At 74.4% G+C, this 17,160-nt stretch carries 15 protein-coding genes; 5 read left to right on the top strand and 10 right to left on the bottom strand.

Features of this window, described 5'->3' with window-relative positions; all coding sequences use genetic code 11:
• Positions 1–2: 2 nt before the first annotated feature.
• The 3 genes from AB0G59_RS15430 to AB0G59_RS15420 form a co-directional block, all read right to left on the bottom strand.
• Complete coding sequence (locus AB0G59_RS15430; RefSeq protein ID WP_360911727.1) at positions 3–1,172, bottom strand: acyltransferase; 1,170 nt, start codon at positions 1,170–1,172, stop codon at positions 3–5.
• The gene (locus tag AB0G59_RS15425) at positions 1,165–2,133 is read right to left on the bottom strand and encodes an alpha/beta fold hydrolase (protein WP_360911889.1); all 969 of its coding nucleotides are present in this window, start codon (positions 2,131–2,133) and stop codon (positions 1,165–1,167) included. Before AB0G59_RS15425 ends, AB0G59_RS15430 begins: the two co-directional genes overlap by 8 nt.
• A gap of 179 nt (positions 2,134–2,312) precedes the next feature.
• Positions 2,313–3,755, bottom strand: a complete 1,443-nt coding sequence (locus AB0G59_RS15420; RefSeq protein ID WP_360911725.1) for an MFS transporter — start codon at positions 3,753–3,755, stop codon at positions 2,313–2,315.
• Between the two features lie 90 nt (positions 3,756–3,845).
• On the opposite strand from AB0G59_RS15420, the gene AB0G59_RS15415 reads away from it, so the two are divergent.
• Positions 3,846–4,754: a LysR family transcriptional regulator gene (locus AB0G59_RS15415; protein WP_360911723.1), complete on the top strand. Its 909-nt coding sequence runs from the start codon at positions 3,846–3,848 to the stop codon at positions 4,752–4,754.
• Here the strand turns inward: AB0G59_RS15415 and AB0G59_RS15410 are convergent.
• Positions 4,738–6,189 (bottom strand): PLP-dependent aminotransferase family protein, encoded by a 1,452-nt coding sequence (locus AB0G59_RS15410; protein WP_360911721.1) that lies wholly within the window; start codon positions 6,187–6,189, stop codon positions 4,738–4,740. The two genes, AB0G59_RS15415 and AB0G59_RS15410, sit on opposite strands and share 17 nt — an antisense overlap.
• Here AB0G59_RS15410 and AB0G59_RS15405 point away from each other — a divergent pair.
• Positions 6,188–7,138, top strand: a complete 951-nt coding sequence (locus AB0G59_RS15405) for a DMT family transporter (protein WP_360911719.1) — start codon at positions 6,188–6,190, stop codon at positions 7,136–7,138. The two genes, AB0G59_RS15410 and AB0G59_RS15405, sit on opposite strands and share 2 nt — an antisense overlap.
• A 109-nt stretch (positions 7,139–7,247) precedes the next feature.
• The gene (locus tag AB0G59_RS15400; protein WP_360911717.1) at positions 7,248–7,448 is read left to right on the top strand and encodes a DUF1918 domain-containing protein; all 201 of its coding nucleotides are present in this window, start codon (positions 7,248–7,250) and stop codon (positions 7,446–7,448) included.
• Positions 7,449–7,452: 4 nt separating this feature from the next.
• Here AB0G59_RS15400 and AB0G59_RS15395 read toward each other — a convergent pair whose 3' ends face one another.
• Entirely contained in the window at positions 7,453–8,700 is a 1,248-nt protein-coding gene (locus tag AB0G59_RS15395; protein ID WP_360911715.1) for a family 10 glycosylhydrolase, read from the bottom strand.
• Positions 8,701–8,876: 176 nt separating this feature from the next.
• On the opposite strand from AB0G59_RS15395, the gene AB0G59_RS15390 reads away from it, so the two are divergent.
• Together AB0G59_RS15390 and AB0G59_RS15385 are read left to right on the top strand one after the other, a co-directional pair.
• On the top strand, positions 8,877–9,734 hold the full coding sequence (locus AB0G59_RS15390; protein WP_360911713.1) for a 3-hydroxybutyryl-CoA dehydrogenase: 858 nt from the start codon (positions 8,877–8,879) through the stop codon (positions 9,732–9,734).
• A gap of 170 nt (positions 9,735–9,904) precedes the next feature.
• Positions 9,905–10,162 carry a hypothetical protein gene (locus AB0G59_RS15385; protein WP_071964703.1) on the top strand — a complete coding sequence of 86 codons (258 nt, stop codon included), beginning with the start codon at positions 9,905–9,907 and terminating at the stop codon, positions 10,160–10,162.
• Between the two features lie 24 nt (positions 10,163–10,186).
• Here AB0G59_RS15385 and AB0G59_RS15380 read toward each other — a convergent pair whose 3' ends face one another.
• The 5 genes from AB0G59_RS15380 to pheS all read right to left on the bottom strand — a co-directional run bounded on the left by AB0G59_RS15380 (position 10,187) and on the right by pheS (position 17,108).
• Positions 10,187–10,717: an NUDIX hydrolase gene (locus tag AB0G59_RS15380; RefSeq protein WP_071964726.1), complete on the bottom strand. Its 531-nt coding sequence runs from the start codon at positions 10,715–10,717 to the stop codon at positions 10,187–10,189.
• A 58-nt stretch (positions 10,718–10,775) separates the two neighbouring features.
• Positions 10,776–12,113 carry a transcriptional regulator gene (locus AB0G59_RS15375; protein ID WP_071964704.1) on the bottom strand — a complete coding sequence of 446 codons (1,338 nt, stop codon included), beginning with the start codon at positions 12,111–12,113 and terminating at the stop codon, positions 10,776–10,778.
• Positions 12,114–12,198: 85 nt separating this feature from the next.
• Positions 12,199–13,272, bottom strand: coding sequence for a PP2C family protein-serine/threonine phosphatase (locus AB0G59_RS15370; protein WP_360911710.1), 1,074 nt, complete (start codon positions 13,270–13,272; stop codon positions 12,199–12,201).
• Positions 13,273–13,467: 195 nt separating this feature from the next.
• Positions 13,468–15,978, bottom strand: coding sequence for a phenylalanine--tRNA ligase subunit beta (gene pheT / locus AB0G59_RS15365; protein ID WP_360911708.1), 2,511 nt, complete (start codon positions 15,976–15,978; stop codon positions 13,468–13,470).
• Positions 15,978–17,108, bottom strand: a complete 1,131-nt coding sequence (gene pheS, locus AB0G59_RS15360; protein ID WP_360911706.1) for a phenylalanine--tRNA ligase subunit alpha — start codon at positions 17,106–17,108, stop codon at positions 15,978–15,980. Before pheS ends, pheT begins: the two co-directional genes overlap by 1 nt.
• Between the last annotated feature and the right edge of the window lie 52 nt (positions 17,109–17,160).

Raw genomic sequence — 17,160 nt, 5'->3', positions numbered from 1 at the left:
CTCTAGGCACGCCGCACCTCCGCCGTCCGCGCGGCCCCCCGCCCGCGCACGGTGCGGCTCCCGCCGCGCCCGCCCGCGGTGCCCCGTTCGTAGGCGTGGAAGGCCGCCAGGCACACCAGCAGCGCCACGGCGAACACCGGCAGCCAGGCCAGCCGGGCGAGCACCCAGCCGGGTCCGTCGGGCACGGTGTGCAGGCCGGGCAGGGCCTCGCCCGCGAGCAGGCCGAGGGCGGTGACCGCCATCATCGCGGTCTGGTGCCAGAGGAAGACGGTCATCGCGGCCAGGTTCACCAGCGCCACCGCCGCCCACGCCACCGGCCGCCGCAGCAGCCGGCGCAGCGGGCCGAGCAGCAGCAGGGCCGCCCCGCACTGGGCGAGGCCGAAGGTGACGGCCGCGAGGGTGGGCGGGTCGAGGTTGGACACCGCGGCGCCGGGCACCCCGACCATGGACGCCGGGTAACCGGCGTACAGGACGAGGCCCGTGGTGGCGGCCGCGCCGCCGGCGAGCAGCGCCCGTCCGGTCGCGCGTACCGGGAAGGCGCCGCGCGCCCAGGCCGCGCCCAGGCAGTACGGCACCAGCCAGCCGGCGGCCACGTTGAGCCAGCCGAGCCAGGCGGGGCCGCCGAGGCCCAGCCGGACGAGGTCTCCGCAGGCCACCACCGCGAGCGGCCACAGCGGGTGCAGCCCGGCGACCAGCGGGGTCGCGGCCGTCAGCGCCGCGAAGACCAGCAGGAACCACAGCGGGGACAGCACCAGCTTGCCCAGGGCGTGCACGGTCGCGTACCCGGCCCCGGCCGCCAGCATCGCGCCCGCCGCCACCGTCCACACCGTCAGCACGGCGGCGACCGGCCCGAACAGCCGCGCCAGCCGGGCGCCGAGCCACTGCCGGTACGTCGTGCCGCGGGCGCGGGCCGAGGCGTACCCCGCGGCGCCGACGTGCCCGCCCACCAGGAAGAAGACGGCGAGGGTCTGGAACAACCAGGAGAGGGGGATCAGCCCGGGCATGTGCTGCAGGGGGCTGGCGCCGCGCACCGTGCCGGTGTCGGCGACCAGGGCGGTGACCAGCCAGTGGCCGAGGACGACGCCGAGGACGGCGAGGGCGCGCAGGGCGTCGATGCCGCGGTCGCGGCCGGGCGGGGTGGCGCGCTCGATGCGCCGGACGGTCTCACGCATGGCGGCCCTCCTCGACGGGGGTTGCTCCGGAGACGATCCGGGCGATGTTCCTCAGGGATGTGGAGCGGGGCTCGAGGTAGTCGCCGTGCCCGGCGGAGCCCGCGTCGAAGGGGCGGGCGCCGAACCGCTTCGCGAGCGGATCGGTGCCGAGCCCGACGGTGGCGAAGCCCAGGGCGAGGCGTATGTGCGGCACGTCCGCGATCCAGTCGCGGGCGCCGCGCCCCGCCCAGACGGTGGCCCGCGTCTGCAAGTGGCCGACGTGGTCGGCGGCGCCGGTGCCGGGGCTGCCGTAGAGAACGATGTCGGCGACCGGCAGGCCCGGGGCGGCCCGGGCACAGACGACGGCGCCGTAGGAGTGGCACACCAGCGAGGTCCTCGCCGCCGGTACGGCCGTGCTCAGCTCCTCGACGAAGGCCCGCAGTCGGGGGGCGGCTGTGTCGGCCCGCGCCGGCGTGAGCACCGCGGTGCTGAAGGTGCCCGGGGTGCCGTAGCCGAGCCAGGCGACGACGGCGGCCCGCTCGCCCAGCTCCCGCTGCAGGGCCACGGCGCCGGCCCGGAACCGCCCGTAGGTGTCGAGGCTGGTGTCGGAACCGGGCACCAGCACCGCGATCCGCTCTGCGCGCGCGAGGTCGCCGAGGACCTCGGCGGTGCGTCCGCCGTCGCGGCCGTCGAAGGCGAGGAAGCGGCGCGCCGGGTCGGCCATGGCGCGCAGCGTGGCGGCCCGTCGGCGGTCGCCGTGGGCGGCGGCCGCCTGTTCGGCCGCCCGGATGCCGGCGCGTTGGGCGGCGTAGCGCTCCTGGAGCGCGGCGGGGGTCGCGGCGCGCAGGGGGGCGAGGGCGGCCGGGGCGGGGGCCGGGACCGCCGCCGGGCGGGCGACGCCCGCCACCGGCACCGCGACGGAGGCGGCGACGAGCGCGGCGAGCAGGGCGCGGCGCAGGCCGCTGCGCGGGCGGGACGCCATGACGGCCATGACGGGGTCCTTCCGTACCGGGGGCTTTCGTGTTTCCGGTACGGAAGGTAGGGATCAGGTGGTGTGGTTGGCGTCCCACCGGGGAGCCGACCCTGCGCGTAGCTCCGGAGTACTACGGGTAGGGGGCGCGGGCGGTCGGACCGGCCGGTGCGTGAAAGGGCGGGCCCTCGTCACGCGCGCTCGAGGTCACGGCGCCCCGCGGGGCGCGGTGCCGGGCGGCGGACCGCGTCGCCCGCCGTGGGGTGCAGGCGCAGGGCGCCGGCCAGCGCGCCGAGGCTGACGAGCGCGAGCAGGCAGAAGGCCACCGCGTAGGCGGTCGCCGGGGTCGTCCGTCCCGGCAGCAGGTCGCCGAGCGGCCCTCCGGCGCGCAGCGCGACCGCGGCGGCGGCGACGCCGAGGCCCGCGGCGGCCTGCTGGGCGGTGGACTGGAGGGTGTTGGCGTGGCGCATCCGCTCCTGCGGGACGTCGGCGAAGGCGATGACCTGGTAACAGGTGAGGCCGAGGGAGCGGGCGGCACCGCTGATCACGGTGAGGACGACGACGAGGGCGAGGGGCGTCGCGGCGGTGAGGAAGGCGCACAGCGCCGTGGTGGCGCCGACCCCGAGGGTGGCGACGACCAGCAGCGGCCGGAAGCCGTAGCGGTTGAGCAGGAAGGTCGTCGCCGGCTTGATGGCGATGTTGCCCACGAAGACGAACAGCACCATGGCGCCGGACTCGACCGCGCTCCAGCCGAAGACCTCCTGGAAGAGCAGCGGCAGCAGGAAGGGCACGGCCGCCACGACGATCCAGAACAGCGAGCCCCCGGACACCGACGCCCGGAAGGTCGCCACCCGCAGCGTGCGCAGGTCGATCAGCGGCTCGGCCGTACGCAGCAGATGCCGCGCCGCCACCGCCAGGAGCAGCACGGCGACGCCTCCCGCGACAAGCGCGGGCACCAGGTCCGTCCCGGGCTCGGAGAGCAGGTGGGCCGTCCATGTCAGCGCGCCGAGGCCGGTGGAGGTCAGGACGACGCCCCACCGGTCCAGGCGCGGCACGGCGGCGTCCGGGCCCTCGGCGGGGGCGTCGACGAGGCGCCAGGCGATGGCGAACGCCAGGGCGCCGAGGGGGAGGTTGACGAGGAACATCCAGTGCCAGCTCGCATACGTGGTGAGCAGGCCGCCCGCCAGCGGTGCGAGGACCGGGGCGAGAAGGGCGGGCCAGACGACGTACGAGACGAGCCGGGGTATGTCGGGCTTGTCGGCGCCGGAGACCACCATCAGCCGTCCGACCGGGACCATCATGGCGCCGCCGGCCCCCTGCAGGACGCGCAGGGCGACCAGCTCGCCGAGGCTGGTGCTGAGCGCGCACCCCAGCGAGGCCACGGTGAACACGGCGATGGCGGTCAGGAAGACGCGCCGGGCCCCGAAGCGGGCGGTCAGCCAGCCGCTGAGCGGTATCAGGACGGCGAGCGTCACCAGATAGGCGGTGACGACCAGGCCGATGGCGGTCGGGGCGACGCCCAGGGCGGCGCCCATCCTGGGTGCGGCGGTGGTGACGATGGTGCCGTCCAGGTTCTCCATGAAGAAGCAGCCCGCGACCAGGAGGGCGGTGTTGCGTCGCTTGGTGTCGATCATCTGTCCCATCGCTTTCCGGTGTCGGGTTCATCGTGGGGGCGGGGGATGATTGACCACAAGTTCCGAATGCTCAAGCCAGAATTGACTGCCATGCAACTACCGGACATGAACCTGCTGCCCGCGCTGGACGCCCTGCTGCGCGAGGGCAGTGTGACGGGGGCGGCCGCGCGGATGAACGTCTCGGCGTCCGCGATGAGCCGCACCCTGGGCCGGCTGCGCCGGGTGCTGGGCGATCCGCTGCTGGTCCCCGCCGGGCGGGGGCTCGCCCTCACCCCGCGGGCGCTGGAGCTGCGCCCGCGGGCCGAGGCGGCCCTCGCCGGCGCGCTGGCCGCGCTGCGGCCGGCCGAGCCGCTCGACATCGCCTCCGTCCAGCGGGACTTCACGCTCCGCACGAACGACGCCTTCGCCGTCGTCGTCGGCCCGGCGCTCACCGAGCGCGTCGCCCGCGAGGCCCCCGGCATCCGGCTGCGCTTCCTGCCCGAGGGCGACGAGGACCCCGCCGACCTGCGCGACGGCGTCGACCTGGACATCGGCCGACTGCCCGCGCTCCCCCACGACGTGCGCAGCGCCCCGCTCGCCCGGCACCACTTCGTCACCGTCTGCCGGGCCGGCGCGCCGCACGCCCACGAGCCGCTGACCGTCGAGCGGTTCGCCGCGCTCCCCCACATCACCGTCACCCGCCGGGGCCGCCTGCGCGGCGTCGTCGACGAGCGTCTGGCGGTGCTGGGGCTGAGCCGTCAGGTGCTGGCGACCGTGCCGAGCCATGCGACGGCGTGCTTCCTGGCGCTGAGCTCGGACGCCCTGGCCCTGGTGGCCGCGCCCGTCGCCGCGCACGCCGCGCGGACGATGCCGCTGGTCGTCCGGGACGTTCCGCTGTCGCTGCCGGGCGTCGACACGGGCATGGCCTGGCACGTACGCGTCGATGACGACCCGGCGCACCGGTGGCTGCGGGAGGCGGTGACGCGGGCCGGCGGCGGGTCCGTCACCGGCCCCCGGTGACCTCCTCGTACGCCGCGCGCAACCGGCGTACGCCCTCGGCCAGTTCGGCCGTGCCCGCCGCGCCCGCGAAGCACAGGCGCAGGTGCGGGGCGGGGGGTTCGGCGCAGTAGAACGGGCGGCCGGCGTTGACGGCGACCCCGGCGCGCAGCGCGGCGGCGGCCAGGGCGCTCTCGTCGGTGCCGTCCGGGAGGCGGAACCAGATGTGGAAGCCGCCCTGGGCCACGACGTCCGGGACGAGGACGGGGAGTTCGCGGGCCAGTTCGGCCAGGAGCGCCTCGCGGCGGGTGCGCAGTTCGGCGGCGACCGCGCGGCGGTGACGGGACCAGGCGGGCGCGCCGACGAGTTCGAGGGCTGTTTCCTGCAGCGGGCGGGGCACGAAGAAGCTGTCGACGACCTGGATGGCCCGCAGCCGTTCCAGGACGGGGCCGCGGGCGGCGAGGGCCCCCACACGCAGGCTGGGCGAGGTGAACTTGGTCAGTGAGCAGACGTGGACGACGACGCCGTCCACGTCCTGCGAGGCCAGCGTGGGCGGCAGCGGCGGGGCGCCCTCGTGGACGAGGCGGCGCGCGAAGTCGTCCTCGATGACGAAGGCCCCGGCCGCGCGGGCGATCCGCAGGACCTCCCGGCGCCGGTCGTCGGCCAGCACCGTGCCGGTGGGGTTCTGGAAGAGCGGCTGGCAGACGAAGACCCGGGCGCCGCTGGCCCGGAAGGCCTCCGCGAGCAGATCGGTGCGTACGCCGCGGTCGTCCACGGGTACGGGCACGGGCCGCAGCCCCGAGGCGCGCGCGGCGGCGACCATGCCGGGGTAGGTGGGGGACTCGACGAGCACGGGCGCGCCGGGCGGGGCGAGGGCGCGCAGGGCGGTAGTGAGCGCGCTCTGGCCGCCGGAGGTGATCAGTACGCCGGAGGGGGCGACCGTGCCGGCCGGGCCGCCGATCTCGCGGGCGAACCACGACCGCAGCTCGTCGACGCCCTCCAGGGGCGGGCGCTCCCACGCGCCCGGCCGGCGCCCGGCCCGGCCGAGGGCGGCGGCCAGGGCGCGTTCGGGCTGGAGGCCGGGGTGGAGGTAGCCGCCGCTGAGTTCGATGACGCCGGGGGGCGGGCTGGCGAGGGAGGTGAGGACGCCGCCGGAGTCGACGGAGCGGGGTACGGAGTCGTCGCCGGTCTCGGCGCTGAGCGCGACCTGCTGCCAGGAGGTGTCGCCGGCCCGGGCGGGGGCGGCGTGCGGCTCGGCCCGGAAGGCGCCCGCGCCGGGCCGGGTGCGCACCAGGCCCTCGGCGGCCAGGGAGGCCAGCGCCCGGGAGACGGTGACAGGGCTGACGTGGAAGCGCTCGACCAGGGCCCTGCTGGAGGGCAGCTTCTCACCAGGAGAGTAGCGGTTGAGCTCTCCACGCAGGATGCCCGCGAGTTCGGCCACGCTGTTACGCTCATGCATGACAGCACAAGATAGCGCTACTGCCCCTTCTTCGATAGCGGTGAGCGTTCCCGCGCAGGCGCCGCCGGTGGTGGACGCCGCCGGGGCGCGCGGCCGTTCGGGCGGCGGCATGCTGCTCGCCGCCCTCGGGGTCGGCATGTTCTCCCTGACGTTCCCCGCGACCGCCTGGGCCCTCGAGGGGATGGGGCCGTGGTCGGTGACGGCCTGCCGGGCCGTCCTGGCGGCGTTGATCGCCGGAAGCTGTCTGCTGGCCGGGCGGGTGCCGCTGCCGGCCCGCCGGCACCTGCTTCCCCTGCTGGCCGTGGCCGCCGGCACCGTCGTGGGGTTCCCCCTGCTCACCACGCTGGCCCTGCAGACGTCCTCGACCTCGCACGCGGCCGTGGTGGTGGGCCTGCTGCCGCTGACGACGGCCGCGTACGCGGCGGTGCGGACCCGGACCCGGCACTCGCGCGGCTTCTGGGCGGCCGCGCTGACCGGCGCCGCCGTGGTCGTCGCCTTCGCCCTCTACCAGAGCGGCGGACGCTTCTCGCCCGGCGACCTGTACCTGCTGGGCGCCCTGCTGATCTGTGCCGCGGGATACGCCGAGGGCGGCGCCCTGGCGCGCGAGCTGCCGGGCTGGCAGATCATCGGCTGGGCGCTGGTGCTGTGCCTGCCCCTGGCCCTGACCGGTGCGGTCCTCGCCCTGCTCGCCGAACCCGTCCGGCCGAGCGGGCACGCCCTCGCCGGGCTGCTCTGGCTGGGCACGTCCCAGTTCGTCAGCCTGTGGGTCTGGTACCGGGGCATGGGCGCGATCGGCGTGGCCAGGGCCAGCCAGGTGCAGCTGGCCCAGCCGCTGCTCACCCTGGTGTGGTCGGTGGCCCTGCTGGGCGAGAGCCTGACGCCGGCGGCGCCGCTGGCGGCGCTCGCCGTGCTGGTCTGCATCGGCGCGACCCAGCGGGCCGGACGGTGACGCGACGGCCGGCCCCCGCACATTCCTGAGCGCGCCCTATACCGCCGGTCACCCTAGGCTGGGAGTATCCGAGTGCACCTGCCCACCCACAACGGAAGGGTCACCGTCGATGCATGCGAGCAAGGGCGACCGGCTGGTCGTACACGGCCGGGTGGTCGGCCAGAAGGACCACGTCGTGGAGGTCGTGGAGGTACTGGGCCGCGACGGCAACCCGCCGTACCGCGTCCGGGCGGAGAACGGGCACGAGAGCATCATGTCCCCGGGGCCCGACTCCGTGGTGGAGCACCGCAAGGGCGGCGACCGGCACTGATCCGTCAGCGCGGCGGGCGCGCGCGGTGGGGGTAGTGGTCCTTCACCACGCGCGCCATCGCCCCGATGCGGTCGGCTGACACCTGCTTGGCGGAGAAGTAGACGTTGCCGAGCACTTCGGGGTGCGCACGGCCCAGGGCGATGTGGCGGGAGAGCTCGGCGGGGTCCTGCCAGGGCGCCGGCTGCGCGGGATCGCCGGCCCGGTACAGGGCCTCGCCGATGTAGAGGTGGACGTCCGTGCCGCGTACGGTCCGCGCCCACCAGGGGACGAGCTTGGCGTAGTCGGCGACGGGGAAGCCGATGTGCCAGTAGCACTGCGGGACGATGTAGTCGATCCAGCCCTCGCGGACCCACCTGCGGGTGTCGGCGTACAGGTCGTCGTAGGTCTGCACCCCGGCCCGGGTGTCGGAGCCCAGGGGATCGGTGGCGCGGTTGCGCCAGACGGCGAACGGGCTGACGCCGAAGCGCACATGCCGCTTGCGCTTCTTGATGCGCTCGCGCGTCTCGCGCACCAGGCGGTCGATGTTGTCGCGCCGCCAGGCGGCCCGGTCGGGGAAGCCGGCGCCGTAGCGCTGGTAGGCGGCCGTGTCGTCGAAGACCTGACCGGCCACGGGGTAGGGGTAGAAGTAGTCGTCGAAGTGCACGCCGTCCAGGTCGTAGCGCCAGACCGCGTCGAGCATGGCGTCCTGGACGAAGCGGCGGACCTCGGGCAGGCCGGGGTTGTAGTAGAGCTTGCCGCCGTAGCGCACGGCCCACTCGGGGTGGACCCGCGCCGGGTGGCCGGGGACGAGCCGACCGGGGTCGGTGTGGTTGGCGATGCGGTAGGGGTTGAACCAACCGTGCAGCTCCAGGCGGCGCTTGTGGGCCTCGCGCACGGCGAAGGCCAGCGGATCCCAGCCGGGCGAGCGCCCTTGAGTGCCGGTCAGGTATTCCGACCACGGCTCGTACCGGGACGGCCAGAAGGCGTCGGCGGTCGGCCGGATCTGCAGGAGCACGGCGTTCAGCCGGCGGGCCACGGCGGCATCGAACAGCGCCAGCAGCTCGGCGCGTTGGACCTCGGGTGCCAGGCCGGGGCGCGAGGGCCAGTCGACGTTCACGACCGTGGCCGCCCACATGCCGCGGAACTCCCGCCTGCGGGCCTGGGCTCCCCCGGCACCCGATGCCGGCAGCGCGCCCGCCTCACCCGTCGCCAGCATCACCGACATGGCACCGGCCGCGGCGACGGTGAACCCTCTTCGACTCATACGTCCCATATGCAACCCCTCTTTCGTCAACGGCGGACCGCCCGTCACACCCCTCGCGCAGAGCATGCCCGCCCCGGCCCGCCCGGCACCGCCCCCCGCGGAGTAACGTCTTTTCCGAGGCGGGAGCCGGATGACCTCCGATCCCCGCCGGTCGACGAAGATCAGCGATCAGCGAAAGGCACGATGTGACCGACATCGAACGCGTCGGAGTGGTGGGCTGCGGCCAGATGGGCGCGGGCATCGCGGAGGTGTGTGCCCGGGCCGGCCTGGACGTCAAGGTCGCCGAGACGACGGGCGAGGCGCTGGAGCTGGGCCGCACCCGCCTGACCAACTCCCTCGGCAAGGCCGCCGAACGCGGCAAGATCACCGAGGCGGAGCGTGACGCCACCCTGGCGCGCCTGACCTTCACCACCGACCTGGGCGAATTCGCCGACCGGGACCTCGTCATCGAGGCCGTCGTCGAGAACGAGCAGGTCAAGACCGAGATCTTCCAGGTCCTCGACCAGGTGATCACCCGCCCGGACGCCATCCTGGCGTCCAACACCTCCTCCATCCCGCTGGTGAAGCTGGCCGTGGCGACCTCCCGCCCCGACCGCGTGATCGGCATCCACTTCTTCAACCCGGCCCCCGTGCAGCAGCTCGTCGAGCTGATCCCCGCGCTGACCACCGGCGAAGAGACGATCAAGCGCGCCGAAATACTGGTCGGCAACGTCCTGGGCAAGCACGCCATCCGCGCCCAGGACCGCTCCGGCTTCGTCGTCAACGCCCTGCTCATCCCGTACCTGCTCTCCGCGATCCGGATGTTCGAGTCGGGCATGGCCAGCCGCGAGGACATCGACAACGGCATGGAGCTGGGCTGCGCCCACCCCATGGGCCCGCTCAAGCTCGCCGACCTGATCGGCCTGGACACGGTCGCCTCCGTCGCCGACAGCATGTACACGGAGTACAAGGAGCCGCTGTACGCCGCCCCGCCGCTGCTGCAGCGCATGGTCGACGCGGGCCGGCTGGGCCGCAAGACGGGCTCGGGCTTCTACACGTACTAGATCGCTACGCACGGTGACCGACGGCGGCCCGGCGCACCCCCTGCTTTCACACGGGGTGTGCGCCGGTGACCCGCATATACCCCCCGCACACGCTCCCGCCCCGCAGGCCGACGCGGTTGACTCGCACTCGTCGGCAAGCACGAAGGACACTTCCGGAAGGGGTACGCACCGTGACCACCCATCCCGAGCACGCCGCGAAGGCGGCCGAGCTCGCGGAGCTCAGGCGCAGTCTCGATGTCGGCGTCGTCCGCATCGACGGCCACCTCGCTCTTCTCACCCAGCGCAGCGACCAGACCGAGCGCGACATCACCGAGATGACGGAGCGGGTACGGGCTCTGGAGCACGGCAAGTGGCCGCTGCCGTCACTTGCCGCGCTCACCGGCCTCGCCGGACTGGCGGTCGCCGTGTGGCAGGCGGTCGGCCGATGAGCGCGGGACGCGCCCGGCGACCCGTCAGCCGAGCCGGATGTGGTGCAGGAGCAGCAGGGCCGCCGCCATGTTGGCGGCCGGCACCTCACCGCGGGCGATCAGGTCGGGCACCAGCTTGAGCGGCACCCACTCGCGGCGGTCCGACTCGAAGCCGTCCTCGGGGTCGCCGATGTACTCGGCCTCGTCCGTCCAGTAGATGTGGTGCCGGGCGTCGGTGAGCCCGTTGGACGGCTCGACGGACATCAGGTGCCGCAGTCGGGAGGGCCGCCAGCCGGTCTCCTCCTCCATCTCCCGGGCCGCCGCGTAGGCGATGTCCTCGCCGTCCTCGACGACGCCGGCCGCCAGTTCCCAGCCCCAGTTGTCGGTGATGAAACGGTGCCGCCACAGCAGCAGGACCTCGTTGGCCGCGTTGACCACCGTGGCCACGGCGACGGGCCGCAGCCGGATGAGGAAGTGGTCGAGATGCCGGCCGTCGGGGAGCTCGACGTCCGCGAGATTGACCTGGAACCAGCGGTTCTCGTAGACGGTCAACTCCTTGAGATTCTTCCAACGCACGTGTTTGCCACCTTCCGCCGAGGTGGCCACCTCCCGGGCGCTGTCCTGGCGATCTCACTCACAAGGGCACGCGCAGCGCCCCGTCGATCATCTCGGCGGCCTCGGCCGTGGCCGCGCACCCACTCTCGATCAGGTGCTCGCGCACCGCACGGAGCCGGTCCCGTAAGCGCTGCGATTCCATGCCTCTCGCCTGCTCGGTCATCTCCCGTGCGGTGGCCACCGCCTTGTCCGCGTCTCCCTGACGCAGCTCGATGTGCGTGAGCATGGCGAGCCGGTGGACACGGCCCCGGTCGTGGGCGGGGGTGTCGACGGCCCGGTCCGCGTGCTCACGGGCGGGTCCGAGGTCGCCGAGGCTCAACAGCGCCTCCGCCACCTGTACGTTCACCAGGCCGGGCTGGACGTAGCCGGTCTCGGCGGGTTCCTGGCCACGGTGGATGCGCTCGGCGGCCGCCTCGGCCCGCCGGATGCAGCCCAGCGCCCCGGCGCCGTCGCCCAGCCGTGCGTAGGCCTTGGCCTGCATGGCGTAGAGGTCGGCGGCCAGCGCGGGGGTGAGATGGGTGCCCCCGGCCCGCAGCGCGGACTCGGCGAAGGCGACGGCCTGGCGGTACTCCCCCATGAACAGCGACTGGTTGACGAGGAGGGCGATCACATACGCGCCCAGCCCGCGGTCCCCGCTGGCCTTGGCCAGCCGCAGCGCCTGGTGGAAGTAGCGCTGGGCCAGTCCGTGGGCGTCGGAGTCGTAGGCGCAGATGCCGGCGACGGCCACCAGTCCGCCGGTGGCACGGTGCAGTTGACGGCCCATCGCATCGGAGTAGCCGCCGCGCAGCAGCGGCGCCGCCTCGGCGTTGAGGAAGCCGACGACGCGGCCCCGGGTCGCCACGCCGCCCGCCTTGCGGTACATCTGCTCGTAGTGCGCCCGGGCCGCGCGCAGCATGTCGATGTCGTCGTGGGAGACCCGGGTCAGGCCGCGCCGGGAGACGTCGGCGTCCTCGGGCGGGTTCTCCCACTCCCAGACCGGGATGACCGCGGGGGTGCCCGTGACGGCGGGGGCCGTGACCACGTGTTCGCGTTGCTGTTCGTCGGAGCGCCACAGGGCGGTGGCGCGCTCGACGAAGCCGGACAGGGGGGTGCCGGGCACCCGGGGGCTGCCGGGGGTGCCGAGTCCGATGTCGTCGAGGGTCAGCGCGCGGTGCAGCCGCTCGCCGAGGACCTCGCAGATGAGGTCCGGTACCTGGCCGCGCGGCCGCTGGCCCTTGAGCCAGCGGGCGACGGCGGTGTGTTCGTAACGCAACGCCAGTCCCCGGGCCCGGCCTGCCGCGTTGATGTGGGCGGCCAGACCGGCGTGGGAGATTCCCGCCTCGTCGAGGATGGCGTCGAGCAGTGTGTTGGGCTCCATCCTGCCCTCCGGTGCGCTCGGTGGGATCAGCGTAGTGGAGATCCCTTCGCACGGGGTGTGAACGGGCCACGGCCGCCCCCGCACGTCAGGAGCGCAGGCAGGAGCGCACCAGGGACGGGGGACGGGAGGGCGCCGGGACGCGGTCGCGGTCGTTGCGCAGGGCCAGCAGCGCGAAGTCGTCCGAGAGCAGCCCTCCGGTGTGCCGCAACAGGGCGTCCTGGACGCGCTCGACGACGGTCGCGGGGGCCGCGTCCGCGCCGGCGCGGACGGCCTCGGCCAGGGCGCCGGTGAGGGGGAAGAACGCCCCTGCGGCGTCGCGGGCGTCCTCGGCCCCGTCGGTGTGCAGGACGAGGGCGTCGCCGGGCAGCAGCCGGGTGAGGGCGAGCGGGGGCAGCTCGGCGGGGAGCGGGAACATCCCCAGCGGCGGCAGCGGTTCGCCGCCCGTGGGCAGGACGGCGGGGGCCGGGCCGTCCGCGCCGGTGAGCCGATGGGGCCAGGGGTGGCCGCAGTTGAGCGCCATGACCTCGCCCTGGTCGCGGATCTCCAGGAGCAGGACGGTCACGAACTCCTCGGCGTCCGAGCGGTCCCGCTCCGCGGCCTCGGCGGGGTGCTCGCCGCGGGCCCGTTCGCGCAGGTGGCGGTGCAGGGCGCGCTCCAGGCGGCGCAGCACGCCGGGGAGTTCGCCCTCGTCGTGGGCGGCCTCGCGGAAGCTGCCGAGGAGGGCGGCGACGGTGGCCAGCGCGGGCAGGCCGTGGCCGCGGACGTCGCCCATGATGATGCGCACCCCCTGCGGGGTGGCCTGCACGTCGTACAGATCGCCGCCGACCAGGGCGCCTTCGCTCGCCGAGAGGTGGCCGCCGGCGAGGGCGAGCCCGTCGATCCGGGGCGGCAGGGGGCGCAGCAGGGCGCGCTGTGCGGTGACCGCGATCTCCTTGGCCCGCTCCAGCTCGGCCGCGAGGCGCCGGCCGTGGCCGTCGGGCCGGCCCCCGCCGGCGGCCACGGCCACGGCGCAGGCGATGACGGGTGCCGCGGCGAGGAGCGGGACGAACTGCGGGCCGAGCGAGCCGACGAGCTCGAAGACGACGACGGTGAGCATCCACAGGCCGGGCAGCGCGAACACCGCACCCCGCCAGCAGCGCAGCGCCCCGGTACGGATCATGCCGTGCCCCCCGTAGCAGCAATGACGGCTCGATTCTTGCGAGCAGTCACGCGAAAGTAACGACCCGACCCCCCGATTCCACCCCATTGAGTGATATTCGGACCGTGCTTCGCTGACGGTGCGTGACATACGGAAGGGCGCCCCGGAGTTCCGGGGCGCCCCTCGCGCATGACGGCGGCGTGCCGCCGGGCAGTGCTAGGCGCCGCGCAGCACCGCGCCCGTGCGCTCGACGGCCACCCGGACCGCCGCGTCGCGGGCCGCCGAGGCCTCCTCGGCGGTCAGGGTGCGGTCGTCGGCGCGGAAGCGCAGCGCGTAGGCCAGCGACTTCTTGCCCCCGCCCAGCTGTTGGCCGGTGAAGACGTCGAACAGGCGCAGCGACTCGAGGAGTTCACCGGCGCCCTCGCGCAGCGCGGCCTCGACGTCGGCAGCGGCGACCGAGGCGTCCACGACGAGCGCGACATCCTGGGTGGCCACGGGGAAGGTGGACACGTGCGGGGCCTCGACCACGCCCGCGCCGGCCTCCTCCAGCCGGTCCAGCTCGATCTCCATCGCGCAGGTGCGCTCCGGCAGACCGAACGCCTTGGTGACGCGCGGGTGCAGCTCACCGGCGTTGCCGACGAGCACCTCCTGGCCGTCGACCAGCGCCAGCAGCGCGGCGCAGCGGCCGGGGTGGAAGGGGGCCTGCTGGTCCTGGCGGACGATCAGCTCGACGCCGGCCTCGCGGGCCACGACCCGGCCGGCCTCGACGGCGTCCGCCCAGGTCGCCGGGCGGCCCTTGTCCCACCAGCCGGCCTGCTCGCGCGCTCCGGCCAGGACCACGGCCGCCCGGCGCGGCTGCCGGGGCAGCGCGGCGTTCAGGCGGGCGATCTCCTCGTCGGTCGGGCGGCGGTCGACGGGCAGCCGGACCGGGGCGACCTCCTCGCCGGTCGGCCGGAAGACCGAGCCGGTCTCGAAGAGCGCCAGGTCGTGCTCGCCACGGCTGTCGTTGCGGCGCAGGGCGGTGAAGAGCCCGGGCAGCAGCGTGGTGCGCAGCGACGGCTCGGCGTCGGAGAGCGGGTTGAGCAGGCGCACCGTGGTGCGGCGCGGGTCGTCGGCGTCCAGGCCGAGGTGGTCAAGGGCCCAGTCCCCGATGAAGGGGTAGTTGAGCGCCTCGACGTAGCCCGCGCCGGCCAGCGCCCGGCCGACGCGGCGGTGCAGGCGCTGACGCGAGGTCAGACCGCGGCCGGCCGGCGGGTGCGGGAGGGTGGCGGGCAGGTTCTCGTAGCCCTCGAGCCGGATGACCTCTTCGGCGAGGTCGTTCGGGTCGGTGAGGTCGGGCCGCCAGCTGGGGACGGTGACGAGCAGCTCGTCCTGTCCGTAGACGTCGCAGCCGACCTGCTGCAGGCGGCGTACGACGGTCTCCCGGCCGTACTCGACGCCGGCGACGCGGTCCGGGTGGTCGGCGTTCAGCGAGATGGTACGCGGCCCGCTGGGGGCGACGATCTCGGTGACGCCGGCCTCGGCGGTGCCGCCCGCGAGCAGCACCAGCAGGTCGACGGTGCGCTGGGCGGCCGCGGAGGCCGCCTGCGGGTCGACGCCGCGCTCGAAGCGCTTGGACGCCTCGGTGGACAGCTTGTGGCGGCGGGCCGCCCGGGCGATCGCGACGGCGTCGAAGTGCGCCGCCTCGATGACGACCTCGGTGGAGCCCTGGCCGGCCGCGTGGTCCGCGATCTCGGTGTCGGCGCCGCCCATGACACCGGCGAGCCCGATGGGGCCGCGGTTGTCGGTGATGACCAGGTCCTCGGCGTCCAGGACGCGCTTGGTGCCGTCGAGGGTGGTCAGCTTCTCGCCCGGCTGGGCGCGGCGCACGCCGATGGTGCCTTCGACGCGGGAGCGGTCGTAGGCGTGCAGCGGCTGGCCGAGCTCGAGCATCACGTAGTTGGTGATGTCGACGGCGAGCGAGACCGGTCGCATGCCCGCCTTCTGCAGACGGCGCTGCAGCCAGATCGGGGAGCGGGCCTCGGGGTCGAGGCCGGTGACCGTGCGGGCGGTGAAGCGGTCGCAGCCGGAGGGGTCGGCGACCTGGACGGGGTAGCCGTAGCTGTTGGGCGCGGGCACGTCCAGCAGGGCCGGGTCGCGCAGCGGCAGGCCGTAGGCGGTGGCGGCCTCGCGGGCGATGCCGCGCATCGACAGGCAGTAGCCCCGGTCGGGGGTGACGGCGATGTCGAGGACGTCGTCGACGAGCTCGAGCAGCTTGATGGCGTCGGTGCCGGGCTCGTACTCCTGCGGCAGCACGATGATGCCGTGCGTGCCGTCGTCGCCCATGCCCAGCTCCTCGCCGGAGCAGATCATGCCGTGCGAGGTCTTGCCGTAGGTCTTGCGGGCGGCGATCGCGAAGTCACCGGGCAGCACGGCGCCGGGCAGGACCACGACGACCTTGTCGCCGACGGCGAAGTTGCGGGCGCCGCAGACGATCTCCTGCGGCTCGCCGGTGCCGTTGGCCTGGCCGACGTCGACCGTGCAGAAGCGGATCGGCTTGCGGAAGCCCTCGAGCTCCTCGATGGTGAGGACCTTGCCGACGACCAGGGGGCCCTTGAGGCCGGTGCCGAGCTGCTCGACGCGCTCGACCTCGAGGCCGGCGGCGACGAGCTTGGCCTGTACGTCACGGCCGGTCTCGCCGACCGGCAGGTCGACGTATTCCCGCAGCCAGGAAAGCGGGGCGCGCATCAGATCTCCATCCCGAACGGCCTGGTGAAGCGCACGTCACCCTCGACCATGTCTCGCATGTCCTCGACGTTGTGGCGGAACATCAGCATCCGCTCGATGCCGAACCCGAAGGCGAAGCCGCTGTACTTCTCCGGGTCGATGCCCGCGGCGACCAGCACGCGCGGGTTGACCATGCCGCAGCCGCCGAGCTCGATCCAGCCCTCGCTGGAGCAGGTGCGGCAGGGGCGGTCGGGGTTGCCGACCGACTCGCCGCGGCAGACGTAGCACTCCATGTCCAGCTCGGCGGAGGGCTCGGTGAACGGGAAGTAGTTCGGGCGCAGCCGGGTCGTGAGGCCCTCGCCGAACAGCGAGCGCACCATGTGCTCGATGGTGCCCTTGAGGTCGGCCATGGTCAGGCCCTCGTCGATGGCGAGGAGCTCGACCTGGTGGAAGACCGGGGTGTGCGTGGCGTCCAGCTCGTCCGTGCGGTACACACGGCCGGGGCAGACCACGTAGATGGGGGGCTCGCGGTCGAGCATCGAGCGGACCTGCACCGGGGAGGTGTGGGTGCGCAGCACGATGCCAGACGTCGAGAGCGCAGTCTTGGGGTCGGCGCCCTGGACGAAGAAGGTGTCCTGCATGGCGCGGGCCGGGTGGTCCGGCTCGAAGTTCAGGGCGTCGAAGTTGAACCACTCGGCCTCGACCTCGGGGCCCTCGGCGACCTCGTAGCCCATGGCGACGAAGACGTCCTCGATGCGCTCGCAGAGCGTGGTCAGCGGGTGACGGGCGCCGGCCGGGATGCGGTCGTAGGGCAGCGTGACGTCCACCGCCTCCTCGACCAGCACGCGGGCGTCCCGCTCGGACTCCAGCTCCGCCTGGCGGGCGGCGAGGGCCTTGTTCACGGCACCGCGGGCCATGCCCACGCGCTTGCCGGCCTCGGCCTTGGCCTGCGGGGGCAGGGCGCCGATCTCGCGGTTGGCGAGGGCGAGCGGGGAGCGGTCGCCCATGTGCGCGGCCTTCGCCTCCCGCAGAGCCTCGAGGTCGGCGGCCGCGGCGAAGGCGGCGAGCGCCTCGTCCCGCCTGCGCTCGATCTCTTCCGGTTTCAGTGCCTCGACCTCGACAGGGTCGTACGACTTATTGGGTGCCGACATATCTTCCCGTGCTTCCGATTGGCTGGCTTCGCTTGGCTGCGCGCTTTCGCCC

It is taken from the genome of Streptomyces sp. NPDC021096 (genome assembly GCF_040641275.1).
GTDB lineage: Bacteria > Actinomycetota > Actinomycetes > Streptomycetales > Streptomycetaceae > Streptomyces.
Note: the sequence above shows the minus strand (reverse complement) of the source record. Positions and strands in the feature narration are given on the sequence as shown.